The 13780-nt window shown below is 71.1% G+C and carries 14 protein-coding genes; 5 read left to right on the top strand and 9 right to left on the bottom strand.

The window, feature by feature from the left end; all coding sequences use genetic code 11:
* The first annotated feature begins 56 nt into the window (after positions 1–56).
* Together ACZ60J_RS17885 and ACZ60J_RS17880 are read left to right on the top strand one after the other, a co-directional pair.
* Positions 57–428 (top strand): type II toxin-antitoxin system RelE/ParE family toxin, encoded by a 372-nt coding sequence (locus ACZ60J_RS17885; protein WP_469682878.1) that lies wholly within the window; start codon positions 57–59, stop codon positions 426–428.
* A complete protein-coding gene (locus tag ACZ60J_RS17880) occupies positions 425–766 on the top strand; it encodes a helix-turn-helix domain-containing protein (protein ID WP_382756828.1) in 342 nt (113 codons plus the stop codon). The genes ACZ60J_RS17885 and ACZ60J_RS17880 overlap by 4 nt, the downstream gene beginning before the upstream one ends.
* A gap of 87 nt (positions 767–853) precedes the next feature.
* Here the strand turns inward: ACZ60J_RS17880 and ACZ60J_RS17875 are convergent, their stop codons facing one another.
* The 6 genes from ACZ60J_RS17875 to ACZ60J_RS17850 form a co-directional block, all read right to left on the bottom strand.
* On the bottom strand, positions 854–2434 hold the full coding sequence (locus ACZ60J_RS17875) for an APC family permease (protein WP_469682876.1): 1581 nt from the start codon (positions 2432–2434) through the stop codon (positions 854–856).
* 251 nt (positions 2435–2685) lie between these two features.
* Complete coding sequence (locus ACZ60J_RS17870) at positions 2686–4161, bottom strand: aldehyde dehydrogenase family protein (protein ID WP_469682875.1); 1476 nt, start codon at positions 4159–4161, stop codon at positions 2686–2688.
* The gene (locus ACZ60J_RS17865) at positions 4158–5897 is read right to left on the bottom strand and encodes an N-acyl-D-amino-acid deacylase family protein (protein ID WP_469682874.1); all 1740 of its coding nucleotides are present in this window, start codon (positions 5895–5897) and stop codon (positions 4158–4160) included. The genes ACZ60J_RS17870 and ACZ60J_RS17865 overlap by 4 nt, the downstream gene beginning before the upstream one ends.
* Positions 5898–6294: 397 nt before the next feature.
* Complete coding sequence (locus ACZ60J_RS17860) at positions 6295–7416, bottom strand: LLM class flavin-dependent oxidoreductase (RefSeq protein WP_469682872.1); 1122 nt, start codon at positions 7414–7416, stop codon at positions 6295–6297.
* A 114-nt stretch (positions 7417–7530) separates the two neighbouring features.
* Positions 7531–8316: an SDR family NAD(P)-dependent oxidoreductase gene (locus tag ACZ60J_RS17855; protein WP_469682870.1), complete on the bottom strand. Its 786-nt coding sequence runs from the start codon at positions 8314–8316 to the stop codon at positions 7531–7533.
* 11 nt (positions 8317–8327) lie between these two features.
* Entirely contained in the window at positions 8328–9275 is a 948-nt protein-coding gene (locus ACZ60J_RS17850; protein WP_469682868.1) for an LLM class F420-dependent oxidoreductase, read from the bottom strand.
* Positions 9276–9440: 165 nt separating this feature from the next.
* On the opposite strand from ACZ60J_RS17850, the gene ACZ60J_RS17845 reads away from it, so the two are divergent.
* The 3 genes from ACZ60J_RS17845 (at position 9441) to ACZ60J_RS17835 (ending at position 10847) form a co-directional block, all read left to right on the top strand.
* Positions 9441–9713 carry a hypothetical protein gene (locus tag ACZ60J_RS17845; protein ID WP_469682866.1) on the top strand — a complete coding sequence of 91 codons (273 nt, stop codon included), beginning with the start codon at positions 9441–9443 and terminating at the stop codon, positions 9711–9713.
* The gene (locus ACZ60J_RS17840) at positions 9710–10102 is read left to right on the top strand and encodes a DNA-binding protein (protein WP_469682864.1); all 393 of its coding nucleotides are present in this window, start codon (positions 9710–9712) and stop codon (positions 10100–10102) included. Before ACZ60J_RS17845 ends, ACZ60J_RS17840 begins: the two co-directional genes overlap by 4 nt.
* 70 nt (positions 10103–10172) lie before the next feature.
* Positions 10173–10847 (top strand): transmembrane-type terpene cyclase, encoded by a 675-nt coding sequence (locus ACZ60J_RS17835; RefSeq protein WP_469682862.1) that lies wholly within the window; start codon positions 10173–10175, stop codon positions 10845–10847.
* Positions 10848–10890: 43 nt separating this feature from the next.
* On the opposite strand, the gene ACZ60J_RS17830 is transcribed toward ACZ60J_RS17835, so the two are convergent.
* Genes ACZ60J_RS17830 through ACZ60J_RS17820 form a run of 3 tightly spaced genes read right to left on the bottom strand, consistent with a single transcriptional unit; the run spans position 10891 to position 13769 of the window.
* Entirely contained in the window at positions 10891–11808 is a 918-nt protein-coding gene (locus tag ACZ60J_RS17830; protein WP_469682861.1) for a L,D-transpeptidase family protein, read from the bottom strand.
* A gap of 42 nt (positions 11809–11850) precedes the next feature.
* Complete coding sequence (locus ACZ60J_RS17825; RefSeq protein ID WP_469682859.1) at positions 11851–13107, bottom strand: sensor histidine kinase; 1257 nt, start codon at positions 13105–13107, stop codon at positions 11851–11853.
* Positions 13104–13769 carry a response regulator transcription factor gene (locus tag ACZ60J_RS17820; protein ID WP_469682857.1) on the bottom strand — a complete coding sequence of 222 codons (666 nt, stop codon included), beginning with the start codon at positions 13767–13769 and terminating at the stop codon, positions 13104–13106. Before ACZ60J_RS17820 ends, ACZ60J_RS17825 begins: the two co-directional genes overlap by 4 nt.
* Positions 13770–13780 lie beyond the last annotated feature (11 nt).

Here is a 13780-nt window from a genome sequence, read left to right as displayed (position 1 = left end):
CCGCGATATAACCCTTGCACCATATGCTGCAAGCGTCATAATCGGAGGGAAGGTCCGTGGACTGGGAAGTGATCGTCGTAGAACCCGCTCTCTCGTGGCTGCACGCGCTGCGCGAGAGCGATCGACCTACGCTCATCCAGATCAGCAAGGCCATCACGGCTCTCCGACTGGAGGGTCCCGCCACGGGGCGCCCCCTCGTGGACACCGTGAAAGGATCCCGGCTGCCCAACCTCAAAGAGCTCAGGCCCGGGTCCACCGGAGCCACCGAGGTGCGCTTGCTCTTCATCTTCGACCCGCTGCGGCGGGCAGTCTTCCTCGTCGGCGGGGACAAGGCCGGCGACTGGCAAGGTTGGTACCGCTCCTCCATCCCGCGGGCCGAGGCGGCGTACCAGGATTACGTGACACAGCAGGAGGAGGACACTCCGTGAGCCCGACACCCGACCGCAGCGCCAAGGCCGCCCGCTGGGACGACCTCGTCGAGGAGTTCGCCTTCTCGCCCGCCGAGCAGGCGGAGATCGACCGAGGGGCGGCGGAGATGATCTCCGTCGTGCGCGCCCACCGCCTGGCGGAAGTCCGCAAGCGGCAGCACACCACTCAGGTCCAGGTCGCGGAAGCCATGGGGGTGACCCAGGCGCGCGTTTCCCGGATCGAGAACGGCGAGCTGGAGCGCAGCGAGGTCGAGACCCTCGCCGCCTACGTGCGCGCCCTCGGCGGCAAGCTCAAGATCGTCGCCGAGTTCGGTGACGAGCAGTACACCCTCGGCTGACAACGCCCGCGGCCCCGGATCGGAGGAGCGATCCGGGGCCGCGGGCGTGCATGACACAGCGGGGGGAGGGGCCCAAGGGCCCCGGGGTCAGTCCTGGACCACCAGGGACGGGGTGGACTTCGTGAGGACCTCGCCGCGGAAGAAGGCGGGGCTGCGGCGTTCGGTGACGAACATGACGACCAGGCCGAGGGCCAGCAGGCCGACGCCGATGACGAAGACGTTGCCGACGTCGAGGCCGGGGAGCGTGGAGCCGGAGCCGTAGGACGGGTCCCAGGCGTCGTACAGGGTCTTGAAGAAGACCGAGGCCAGCAGCACGCCGCCGAGGATCGGGAAGACGCCCTTGAAGAACAGGTCGCGGGCGGACTTGCGCAGGTCGCCGCGGAAGTACCAGACGCAGGCGAAGGCCGTCAGCGAGTAGTAGAAGCAGATCATCAGGCCGAGCGCGAAGATCGTGTCGGTCAGGACGTTCTCGCTGACCAGGGTCATCACCGTGTAGAAGGCGCCGGTGGCGACACCCGCCATGATCGTGGCCCGGCCGGGGGTCTTGAACCTCGGGTGGACCTTGGCGTAGGAGGGCGGCAGCGCCTCGTACGTGGACATGGCCAGGACCGTACGGGCCACCGGGATGAAGGTGGTCTGCAGGGAGGCGGCCGCGGAGGCCAGGACGGCGACGAAGAGCAGGACGCCGAGCACCGGGCCCATGACCGGGCCGGCGAGGGCGGCGAAGACGTTGCCGGAGGTCTCCTCGTTGGCGAGGCCGAGGCCTTCGGTGCCGGAGCCGACGGCCATCTGGGCGGCGACGCCGGTGGCCAGGTAGGAACCGACCAGGACGACCATCGCGATGAGCGAGGCGCGGCCGGGGGTCTTCGCGGAGCCGGTGGTCTCCTCGTTGGTGGCCAGGCAGGCGTCCCAGCCCCAGTACATGAAGATCGAGAGCGAGAGTCCGGCGGTGAAGGCCGCCATGGACTCGACCGCGAAGGGGTTCATCCAGGACCAGGAGAAGCTCAGGCCGGTGTCGAAGGTGCCCGCCGAGGCCTTCTGGAAGGCCATCGCCACGAAGATGCCGAGGACGAGGAGCTGGAGGCCGACGAGCGCGTACTGGACGCCCTTGGTGGCCGTCATGCCGCGGTAGCTGATGGCGGTCGCGGCGGCGATGAGGGTGAGGCAGGTGACGATGTGGACGAGCTTGTTGTCGTCCAGGGCGGCGATCGAGTCGCTGCCCGTGACCTCTCCGGCCAGCAGCCAGAAGTAGGAGGTGGCGACGCCGGCCAGGTTGGAGAGCACGATGATCGTGGCGATCACCAGGCCCCAGCCGCACATCCAGCCGATCCGCGGGCCGAAGGCCTTCACGGTCCAGGTGAACGAGGTGCCGCAGTCCGGCATGGCCTTGTTGAGCTCGCGGTACGCGAAGGCGACCAGGAGCATCGGCAGGAAGCCCGCCAGGAAGATCGCCGGCATCTGCATGCCGACTTCACCGGCGGTGGAGCCGAGGGTGGAGGTCAGGCAGTAGACGGGGGCGACGGTGGAGATGCCGATGACGGCGCTTCCCAGGAGGCCGACGGAGCCCTTGCCGAGGCCCTTGCCGCGCACGTCACCATCGGAGCCACCCGGGGAGGTGGCTCCGCTTACCGTGTCTCCGGCCTGGGGCCGAACGTCCAGCTGTGTCATACGTCAGGACGTTAGATGCTGCGTTTTCCACATGCGGAGGACTTAAGTCCGGTCGCCCACACGCCCAAAGCCCTTGGAATCTCGAGGGCGAGACTCTTCACGCTGACGTAATACAAGGTTCACAGGCCTGCCGATCATCGTTTCGGCAGGCCTGGACCTTTAGTTTCACCATGCGGAAACCGCAGCACTGTCCATTTTGACCGGTTTCAAACTTTCCGGGTCAATTTTTGGTCAAGCCCATGCTTTTTCGGTCAAGACCAGACGATGGACTGCATCTCGCTGTATGCGTGCAGTGCGTACGAGCCCACGTCCCGGCCGACCCCCGAGCGCTTGAAGCCGCCGAAGGGCGCCTCCATGTTCCGCCCGATGGTGTTCACGCCGACCCCGCCCGCCCGCAGCCGCCGCGCCACCCGGAAGGCGCGCGCCGCGTCCGCGGACCACACGTAGCTGATCAGGCCGAAGTCGCTGTCGTTGGCCAGCGCCACCGCCTCGTCCTCGTCGCCGTCGAAGGGGACGACCACGACGACGGGACCGAAGATCTCCTCGCGGACCACCCGCATGTCGTTGGTGCAGTCGACCAGCAGGGTCGGAGCCACGTAGAAGCCCTTGCCCGCAGCCGCGCCTTCGCCGACCACCGGGCGCTCGCCGCCGAAGGCGACCCTGGCCCCCTCCTTCCTGCCCAGCTCGACGTACGACTCCACGCGGTCCCGGTGCGCCGCCGAGATGACGGGGCCCACGACCGTGCCGCGCACCGCCGGGTCGCCGACCTTCATGAAGGCCAGGTAGCCCTGGAGCTTCTCCACCAGCTGCTCGTACACCGACCGGTGGACGATCACCCGGGTCGGAGCCGTGCAGATCTGCCCGGAGTAGAAGGAGAAGGTGGTGCCGATGCCCATGACCGCCGCGTCCAGGTCGGCGTCCGCCAGGACGATCGCCGCGCCCTTGCCGCCCAGCTCCATCAGCTGCCGCTTCATCGTGCGGCCGCAGACCTCGGCGATGCGCTGCCCGACGCCCGTGGAGCCGGTGAAGGACACCATGTCCACGTCCGGGGAGTCCACGGCCGCCTCGCCGACCTCCACCGAGGTGCCGGAGACCACGTTCACCACGCCCGCCGGGACCCCGGCCTCGTGCAGCGCCTCCGCCATCCGGAACACCGACAGCGGGTCCTGCGGGGCCGGCTTGACGACCACCGTGTTGCCCATGGCCAGCGCCGGGGCCACCTTGCCCGCCGGGTTGGCCCACGGGTTGTTGTACGAGGTGATGCAGGTGACGACCCCGACCGGCTGGCGCACCTCCAGCGCCCCGAGGACGCTCGCCGCGCCCATCGGGCCCGCGTCGGTGACCTGCGGCGGCAGCCCGCGCTCGACCGGCTCCAGCGCGCCCTTCGCGTACCGGCGGAAGCGGGACACGCCCACCCCGAGCTGCATGCCGCGCGCGATCCCGGTGGGGGCGCCCGTCTCGGCCTGGGCGAGCGCCGCCCAGGGCTCGTACTCGCGCTGGATGATGTCCGCGGCCCGGTCCAGGATCGCGGCCCGCTCCTCCGGCTTCGTCCGGGACCAGCCCTCGAAGGCCGCGGCCGCGGCGCGCGCCGCGTCCTCGACCTGCCCGCGCGAGGCCTCGGGGGCCAGGCCGACGACGGATTCGTCGGCCGGGTTGACCACCTCGTAGTGGCCACCGGCCGGCTCGACCCACTCGCCGCCGATGTACAGCTTCTGCCCGCTGCTCACCTGGTGCTCACCGTCCTCGTGTCACGGCCCGAACGGAGCACGATCCCGGGGATCGCCCCCGTGACCTCGTCGTCGCGGATGGTCTCCACGCCGTTGACGCGTACGGACACCATGCCGATCGCCCGCGCGTCCAGCCGCGGGCTGTCCCCCGGCAGGTCGTGCACCAGCGTGGCCGGTCCCGCCTCGATCCGCTCCGGGTCGAAGAGCACCAGGTCCGCGTGGAACCCCTCCTCGATCCGGCCGCGCTCGCGCAGCCCGAACAGCTGGGCCGGGTCGTCGGTGAGCATCCGCACCGCCTGCTCCAGCGGCACCAGCTTGCGGCCGCGCAGGCAGTCCCCGAGGAACCGGGTCGTGTACGGGGCTCCGCACATGCGGTCCAGGTGCGCGCCGGCGTCGGAGCCGCCGAGCATGACGTCCTCGTGCTGCCAGGTCTCGGCGCGCAGCGCCCAGCTCGCCGGGTCGTTGTCGGTGGGCATGGGCCAGAGCACCGTACGCAGGTCGTCGTTGGCGCAGATCTCCACCAGGCACTGGAAGGCGTCCTGGCCGCGCTCGGCCGCGATGTCGCGCACGATGCGGCCGGACAGGCCCTCGTTGGCCTCGCTGTAGGTGTCGCCGATGACGTAGCGGCCGAAGTCGGCCAGGCGGCGGAAGACGCCCGCCTCCTTGCTGTTCGCGCGGGTCAGCATCTCGGCGCGCACCTCGGCGTCGCGCAGCTTCACGATGCGCTCGGGGACGGGCAGGCCCAGGACCTCGCCCCAGCCGGGGATGAGGTTGAGGGCGCAGAAGGTCCCGAGGGACATGTTCATGGGGGTCAGGATCGGCATCGTCAGCGCCACGATGCGGCCGCCGGCCTTGCGGGCACGCTCGCTGGGGATCAGCTGGCGCGGCACGCGCTCGGGGACGGAGGCGTCGATGGTGAGGACGTTCCAGTTCAGGGGGCGTCCGGCGGCGGCGCTCATCTCGACGAAGAGGTCGATCTCCTCGTCGGCGAACTGGTCCAGGCAGCCCGCGACGATCGCCTCCAGCTGGGTGCCCTCGTGCTCGGAGACCGCCCGGGACAGCGCGAGGAGCTCCTCGGGCTTGGCGTGCCGGGAGGCGACGGGGGCGCCGGAGCCGTCGGAGTGGGTGGAGGACTGGGTGGTCGACAGGCCCCAGGCGCCGGCGTTCATGGCGTCGTGGAACAGGTCGAGCATCGCCTGCATCTGCTCTTCGGTGGGCTGGCCGCCGACCGCGTCCTCGCCCATGACGTGCCGGCGCAGGGCGCAGTGGCCGACCATGAAGCCGGCGTTGACCGCTATGCGGCCGTCGAGCGCGTCGAGGTACTCGCCGAAGGTGGACCAGGTCCAGTCGACGCCCTCTTCGAGGGCGGCCAGGGCCATGCCCTCGACCTTGCTCATCATGCGGCGGGTGTAGTCGGCGTCCTCGGGGCGGGCGGGGTTGAGGGGGGCCAGGGTGAAACCGCAGTTGCCGCCCGCGACGGTGGTCACTCCGTGGTTCATGGAGGGGGTCGCGTACGGGTCCCAGAAGAGCTGGGCGTCGTAGTGCGTGTGGGGGTCGATGAACCCGGGGGTGAGGACGAGGCCGGTGGCGTCCTCGGTGGTCCGGGCGTCTTCCGTGACGGTTCCCGGCGGGGCGATGACGGCTATGCGGCCGTCGCGTATGCCGACGTCTGCGACGCGGGCGGGGGTGCCGGTGCCGTCCACGACGGTGGCGCCCTTGATCAGGTGGTCGAGCATGACGTCCCTTCTTCCCTGACGGGGTGACAACTGCTGCCTCGCCGGTGTGGTTCGGCTCCGCCGGTGGGGGCGGGGCCGGCGGCCGGGGCCGGCGGCGCCGTGGACGGGGCCCTGCGGGGCCGTCCCCTACCCGCCCTTCCACCGTTCCCCGGGCTCCGCCCGGACCCGCGCCTCAAACGCCGGCGGGGCTGGGAGGGGTCCCGGGCTGCGCCCGGACCCCCTGGGGCTCCGCCCCGGACCCCGGTCCTCAAACGCCGGACGGCTGGATTCGCTGCGCCCGGACCGGCCGGGGCCCCGGTCGGGGGTCTTCGGCCGGCCGCGGCCTCCGTACGACCTCCGGCCGGGGCCGGTTGCGGGGCGGCGGTCCGGGAAGACGCCGCCCCCGTTCACCCGCGGGCTACGCGCCTTCGCGGAAGCGCGTGGTGCGGTGCACCGGGTCGGTGTCGATGTGCGGGATGACGTGCTCGCCGATGAGCTTGATGGTGGTCATCGTGTCCTCGGGCGAGACGCCGGTCGGCAGGCCGAAGGACAGCTGGTCGGCGCCGGCCTCCTCCCAGCGCTTGCACTGGGCGCGGACCTCGGAGGGGTCGCCGCAGATGAGCAGCTCCTCCTCGATCAGCAGCTCGACGATCTCCGCGTTGTACTCGGGGAGGATCTCGGGCCACTCGGGGATGATCTCGGGGCGCGGGAAGGTGTCGTGGTAGCGGAAGACCAGCGACTGGAAGCGGTTCATGTTGGCGTTGACGGCGATCTCGACGGCCTTGTCGTGGGTCTCGGCGCAGATCGCGGTCGAGGTGACCATGACGTTGTCGTTGACGAAGGCGCCGATGGCCTTCGCCTCCTGGATCGCGGTCTTGTACTGGTCCAGGACCCAGGCCATGTCGGAGACCTTCTGGACGCTGAAGCCGAGGACCCCGAGGCCCTTCTTGGCCGCCATGGCGTACGAGGCCGGGGAGCCGGCGGCGTACCACATGGCCGGGTGGGCCTTGCCGTACGGCTTGGGGAAGATCTTGCGCGGCGGGAGCGACCAGTGCTTGCCCTGGAACCCCTCGTACTCCTCCTGGAGGAACATCTTGGGGAACTCGGCGATGGTCTCTTCCCAGATCTCCTTGGTGCCGTTCATGTCCTCGATGCCGGGAAGGAAGCCGAGGATCTCGTGGCTGCCGGCGCCGCGGCCGGTGCCGAACTCGAAGCGCCCCTTGGAGAGGTGGTCGAGCATGGTGACCTTCTCGGCCACCTTGGCCGGGTGGTTGACCGGGGCGAGCGGGTTGAAGATGCCGGAGCCGAGGTGGATGCGCTCGGTGGCGTGAGCGAGGTACCCGAGGAAGACCTCGTTCGCCGAAAGGTGCGAGTACTCCTCCAGGAAGTGGTGCTCGGAGGCCCAGGCGTACTTGAACCCGGACTTGTCCGCCTGGATGACGTACTCGGTCTCCTCGATCAGCGCCTTGTGCTCTGCCTCGGGGTCGACCTTGGACCGTGCCTCAGGCACGTATCCCTGCACAAAGAGCCCGAATTCCAAGGGGATTCACCGTCCTTCTGTTTCTGACGTTGCGTCAGATTCGATGTCACGACTGTTCCATCGCGGGGGCGGGAGCGCAATACCTGACGCTCCATCAGATGCGGTCGGGCGGGGCTAGAGGACGCTGACGCCCGCCATCCAGCCGCCGTCGATCACGAACGGCTGACCGGTGATGTAGGAGGAGTCCTCGCTGGTCAGGAACAGCGCCAGCTTCGCTATCTCCTCCGGCTGGCCCACCCGGCCCATCGGCACCACACGCTGGTAGAGCTCCGCCATGGCGTCCCGGGCTTCCTGGGGCAGGTCCGCCGGATTCGTGTTCCCGGGGGTGGCCATCGCGGTGTCCACGGCCCCCGGGCACATCGCGTTGACCCGGATGTTCTTCGCGGCGAGCTCCAGCGCGGCCACCCGGGTCAGGCCCAGGATCGCCGCCTTGGTCGCCGCGTACGTGCCCACGTACGCCATGCCCGTCAGGCCCGTGTACGAGGAGGTGTTGACGATCGTGCCGCCGCCGGCCGCCTCGATCTCCGGGGCCACCGACTTGATGCCGAGGAAGGCGCCGACCTGGTTGACCTGGACCACGTGCTGGAACTCCTCCAGCGGGGTCGCGGTCAGCTCGTTGAAGCGCAGGATGCCCGCGTTGTTGACCAGGCCGTTGACCTCGCCGAAGGCCTCCTTGGCCGCCGCGACGGCGGCCGCCCAGTCCTCCTCCCGGCTCACGTCCATCCGTACGTACCGGGCCCGGTCCTCGCCGATCTCCTTGGCGACCGCCGCGCCCTGCTCGTCCAGCACGTCCCCCAGGAGCACCTTGGCGCCCTCGGCGGCGAAGAGGCGCGCCTCCTGCTCGCCCTGGCCGCGCGCGGCACCCGTGATGATGACGACGCGTCCGTCCAGCTTGCCCATACCCGTGGCTCCTAGTCGTTGAGGAGTGGGCCCACTTCGGACCCGAAAGCGGTGATCTGGTCGATGAGTTCGGCCCGGTCGCGGTTGCGGAAGCGGACCTGGATCTGGTCGATGCCGATGGCCTTGTACGCGCGCAGCGACTCGGCGAGCGCCTCCGCCTTGCCGGTGAGGGTCCGCCGGCCGGTGTCCCAGCCGGGCTCGCCGACGTACAGCGGGGCGGTGATCGCGCCGAACTCCACGGGCCCGGTGACCCCGGCCTCGGCGCGCAGTTCCCTGATCCGGGCGATCTGCGCCGGAAGCTTGTCGAGCGGGTCGCCCTGCGGCAGCCAGCCGTCGCCGCGCACGGCGGCCCGGCGGACGGCGGCGGGCGAGGAGCCGCCCACCCAGACGGGGATCCGGGTCTGGACGGGGCGCGGAAGCTGCCCGAGGTCCTTGAAGGAGAACAGCTCGCCCTCGAACTCCGGGTACTCCTCGGGCCCGAGGGCGGCGCGCAGCGCGTCGAGGGTCTCGTCGAGGACGGCGCCGCGGCGCGCGAAGTCCACGCCGAGCACCTCGAACTCCTCCTTCACGTGCCCGGCGCCGACGCCGAGGATCAGCCGGCCGCCGGAGAGGTGGTCGACGGTGGCGTACTGCTTGGCGCTGAGCAGCGGGTGGCGCAGGCCGAGGATCGCGACGTGGCTGAGCAGCCGCACGTTCTCGGTGATCCCGGCCAGGAAGGAGAGGGTGGCGATCGGGTCGTACCAGATGGTGCTCATGGGACCGGCCATGTGCCGCGGGATGGCCACGTGGTCGCAGGTGGCGACGTAGCCGAAGCCGGCCCGGTCGGCCGCGCGGGCCACGGCGGCGAGATCGGCCGCGCCGGCCGTCGCCTCCCAGGGCTCGGCGTAGATGGTGCTCTGTGACTGGATCGGGAGCTGCATCCCGTAGACCAGCCGACCTTCAGGAAACACGCGCGCCATGGGCCGTACCCGCCTCGTCCTCGACTGCCGATTCGAAATACCGGTGCGGGGGCCATCGTCGTAGCTGACGGGTCGTCAGGCAAGGGGTGGGTCGACCCCGGCCCGGCCGACGGATCCGGACGGGGAACCCGCGCCGAATAACATGAGCTTTGTTACGATGGCCTCATGAGTGACCAGCCCGCGCCCGGCGAGGGCCCGACCAGGCCCGTGTCCGTCTCGCTCCACGAAGGGACGATCGCAGCGCTCAAGGCGCGCACCGGCAAGCGCGGCATGTCCGCGTACATCGAAGCCCTCGTTCAGCGGCAGCTGGAGCGCGAGCGGCTCCGGGAGCTGATCGAGGACTCCGAATCCGTGAATGGGCCTGCTGACCCGGAGGCGGTCGAAGCGAAGCGAGCGATCTTGCGCGGCACGGTGGAAGCCTCGTCGGACGCCGCGTGAACGGGACACTGGTCCTGGACTGCGAAGGCCTCTCCCAGCTCGTACGCCGGGAGTCCGCCATGCTGGAGTGGCTCACGGCAGCGGAAGCGGAGGACATCCGGGTCGTCGTCAGCTCGGTCACCCTCGTCGAGGCGCGCGACCCCCGCGTGCACCAGGCCCGATTCGACCACGCGGTCTCACGCGTGAACATCGTCCCGCCCGGCGAGACCCTCGTGCGGCACGCGAGCAGACTGCTCGCCTCCGCCGGCCTGCACGGCCACAAGTACGCACTGGACGCCATCGTGGCGGCGACGGCCCTCGACCAGCCCGGACCCGTCACGCTCCTGACCTCGGACCCCGAGGATCTGACGGTCCTGTGCGGGAAACGCGTCCGCATCGTCAAGATCTGAGGCAACGGGGCCGACGTCCACGTGCTCCCAGGGGGTGTGCTGACACCACCTGCCCGCTAGGGTGCCGCGCGTGGATCTCTTCCTGACGCTGGTCAGCGGCCTGTCCTGGACCCTCGTGTACGCCGAGGCGATCCGGGTCGGGCTGCGGGACCGGACCTACGCCATGCCCGTCGCCGCCCTCGCACTGAACTTCGCCTGGGAAACCACCTACGCCGTACGCGAGTTCAGCGTCGGGGTCTCCGCCCAGGGCGTCGTCAACGTGGTGTGGGCCCTCGCCGACGTCGTCATCGTGTACACGTATCTGCGGTACGGGCGGGCCGAGTTGCCCGGCTTCGTGACCCGGCCGATGTTCGCCGTCTGGACCGCTCTGCTCTTCGCGAGCGCCTTCGCCGTGCAGTGGCTCTTCCTCGCGCACTTCGGGCACCACGATTCCAGCCGCTACTCGGCCTTCCTGCAGAACCTGCTGATGTCCGGGCTGTTCATCGCCTTCTACGTCAGCCGGCGCGGGCGCCTCGGACAGTCCCTGGTGATCGCCGTCGCCAAGTGGCTCGGCACGCTCGCGCCGACCATCCTCTTCGGGGCCATCGAGGACAACCCGTTCATCCTCGGCCTGGGGGTGCTGTGCGCCGTGTTCGACCTCGCGTACATCGCACTGCTGGCCCGGAACCCGGCAGCCGGCGGGAAGACGGCGTCCGGGGTCGGCGTGGGGGCCGGGAACGGCGCCGCTGCGACTGCCGCGGCCTGAGCCGCGGGCCGGGCGGCCGGGCGGCCCTGCGGCCCGGCCGCGCTCAGAAGCCCTTCGGGCCCATCACGATGACCGGCTTCGCCGCCGGGTCGAGGGTCTCCAGGACCTTCTGCATCGCGGCCTTCGGGATGCCCACGCAGCCCTGCGAGGGGCCGTCGTGGTCCACGTGGAGCCAGATGTTGCCGCCCTTCTCCTCGCCCTCGGGCTTCGTCGGGTCGAGCGGGCTGACCCCCGTCTTGCGGTTGAAGTCGATGGCGACGACATAGTCGAAGGAGCCGCGCAGCGACTCCCCGTTGACCCCGCGGCCCGTCGCCACGAAGGAGCGGTCCTGGTCGTACGGGAACTTCGTGCCCGGCGGCTTCGCCAGCAGCCCGCCCGCGTCGGTGAGCGCGAACACGCCCTCGGGGGAGGTCAGGTCCCCGTACGTGCGCTCCGTGGACCAGCCCTTGGCTCCGTTGCGCGCGGGCCAGCTGTCGCTCTTCGCCCAGTCGGCGCCGGCCGCCGGACGGGTGTACAGGGCCGCGGTGGACTCCGAGGAGTCCTTCGCCTTGCCGGTGACCAGGATCAGCTGGCGGGCGTCCGCGGGGATCTTCGCCCGGGTCTGCTCGCTGACCTCGGGCAGGCCCTGGAGGGGGTCGCGCTCGGCCGCCCGCGCGGCCCGCTCCTGCGCGGGCGGCCGGGCGTCGGCCGCCGCGCGGGCCGCGGCGTTGGCCGGCGGGTCCTGGGCCAGGTACATCCAGCCCGCGCCGAAACCGAGCAGCCCCAGCGCGGCCGCGAAGGCGACCGGGCGCGAGCCGCGGGATCCTCGGGAGCCCCTGCCGGCGCGCCGCGTACCGCCGGCGCGGGAGCGCCGGGACGGGCGGGTCGTACCAGGGGTACCCGGTGTACCCGGTGTACCCGGCGTACCGGGCGTGTGGGACGGACGGGGCGCGCGGGAGCCGGCTCGGGCGTGCTTGCTCATTGACCCGACCGTACACAGCCGATCTTCATTTTGGTTGACCGGTCAAGCGCCGGGCGTTTCCCCGGCGGGTGGCGCGGCCGGTGACCCGGCCGGGAACCAGACCCGGACCATCAGCCCGCCGCCCGGCGCCGGGTTGGCCCGCGCGGTCAGTTCGGCGCCGTGCGCCCGCGCGATCGACGCGACGATCGAAAGCCCCAACCCGGCGCCCTCGCCCGCCGTATGCTGCCGCTCCGCCCGCCGCCGGAAGGGCTCCAGCAGCCGCGGCACGTCCTCGGGCTCTATCACCGGACCGGTGTTGGAGACCGTCAGCACCCCCTCCCGGGAGGTCACCACCTCCAGCCGGCCGCCCGCGCGGTTGTGACGTACGGCATTGGCCAGCAGGTTCCGTACGAGGTGCCCCAGGAGGGTCCGGTCGCCCACGACGGTCAGCGGCGCGAGGTCCCGTACGACCTTCAGGTCCCGGGGGGCCGTCCCCTCGACGGCCGTCAGCTCCGCTTCCGCGAGCTCCGCCAGGTCCACCGGCTCCGTCGCCTCCAGGCCCTCCTCCGAGACGGCGAGCAGGAGCAGGGACTCGACGAGGTGCTGACTGGAATCGGCGACCTCGATCAGCTTGGAGCGGATCCGGGCGACCTTCTCCGGCGGCGGGTCGCCCGCCAGCCCGATCTCGGCGGCCGCCCGCTGGACGGCGAGGGGGGTGCGCAGCTCGTGGGCGGCGTTCGCGGCGAACCGGCGCTGCGCCCCGACCAGCTCCTCCATCCGGTCGAGCATTCCGTCGAAGGTGTCCGCGAGGCGCTTGAGTTCGCCGGGCGGGGCCTGGAGGCCGATCCGCTCGTGGAGGTTGGCGCCGGACAGCCGCCGGGCCGTCTCGGTGATCACCGCGACGGGCCGCAGCACGCGGCCGGCCATCCACCAGGCCAGCCAGATGGACAGGACGGCGAAGACGGCGAGGGCGACGAGGGAGACGAGGAGCAGTTCGTCGAAGGTGGCCTGCTCGACGGCGGCGGAGAGGTTCCGGGTGGCCTGCCACTGCCGGAGCTGCTCGGCGGTCGGATTGGTGCCCGGAGGGAAGGCTGAGGGGGCGGGGCTGGCGGGGATCGCCTTGACCTTCTGACCCGGGACGAAGGGGGTGTCGTTCGGGAGGACCACCGTGGTCATCACGGCTCCCCTGATCCGGCCGTTGAGGCTGCTGTTGCGGACCAGGATGTTGATCAGTGCGATCAGGCCGCCCCCGGCGAGCAGGAGCAGCGAGCCGTAGAGGGCGGTGAGACGGGCGCGCTCGGAGCGGAGCACCGCTCTCATCGCGGATCACCGATCCGGTACCCGGCGCCGGACACCGTCTCGATCAGCGGCGGCTCGCCCAGCTTGGCGCGCAGCTTGCTCAGGGTCACCCGTACCGCGTTGGTGCTGTACGAGGTGTCCTCCTCCCACACCTGCTCGATCAGGTCGTCGTTGCTCAGCACCGCGCCCTCGGCCCGCAGCAGCGCTTCCAGCACCGCGAACTCCTTGCGCGAGAGCGCGAGCCGCCGCCCGTCGCGCGTCGCGGTGCGCCGCGCGCTGTCCACGGCCACCCCGGCCTCCTCCAGCACGGGCGGCAGGGCGGGCTGGGCGCGCCGGCCGAGCGCCAGGACCCGGGCGAGGAGCTCGTCGTAGGCGAAGGGCTTGGTGAGGTAGTCGTCGGCGCCGAGGCCGAGGCCCTCCACCCGGTCCCGTACGGTCCCGGAGGCCGTCAGCATCAGGACGCGGGTCAGCAGCCGCTCGCGCACCACCTGGCGGCAGACCTCGTCGCCGTGCAGGCCCGGCAGGTCGCGGTCCAGGACGAGGACGTCGTACGCGCCCAGGCGCAGGCGCTGCAGGGCCTCCAGGCCGTCACTCGCCTCGTCCACGGCCAGCGCGTCGCGGCGCAGGCCGTCGGCGATCATCTCCCGCAGGAACTCCTCGTCCTCCACCACCAGAACTCGCATGCCTTCCTCTT

It is taken from the genome of Streptomyces sp. NPDC104226, from assembly GCF_055584085.1.
Note: the sequence above shows the minus strand (reverse complement) of the source record. Positions and strands in the feature narration are given on the sequence as shown.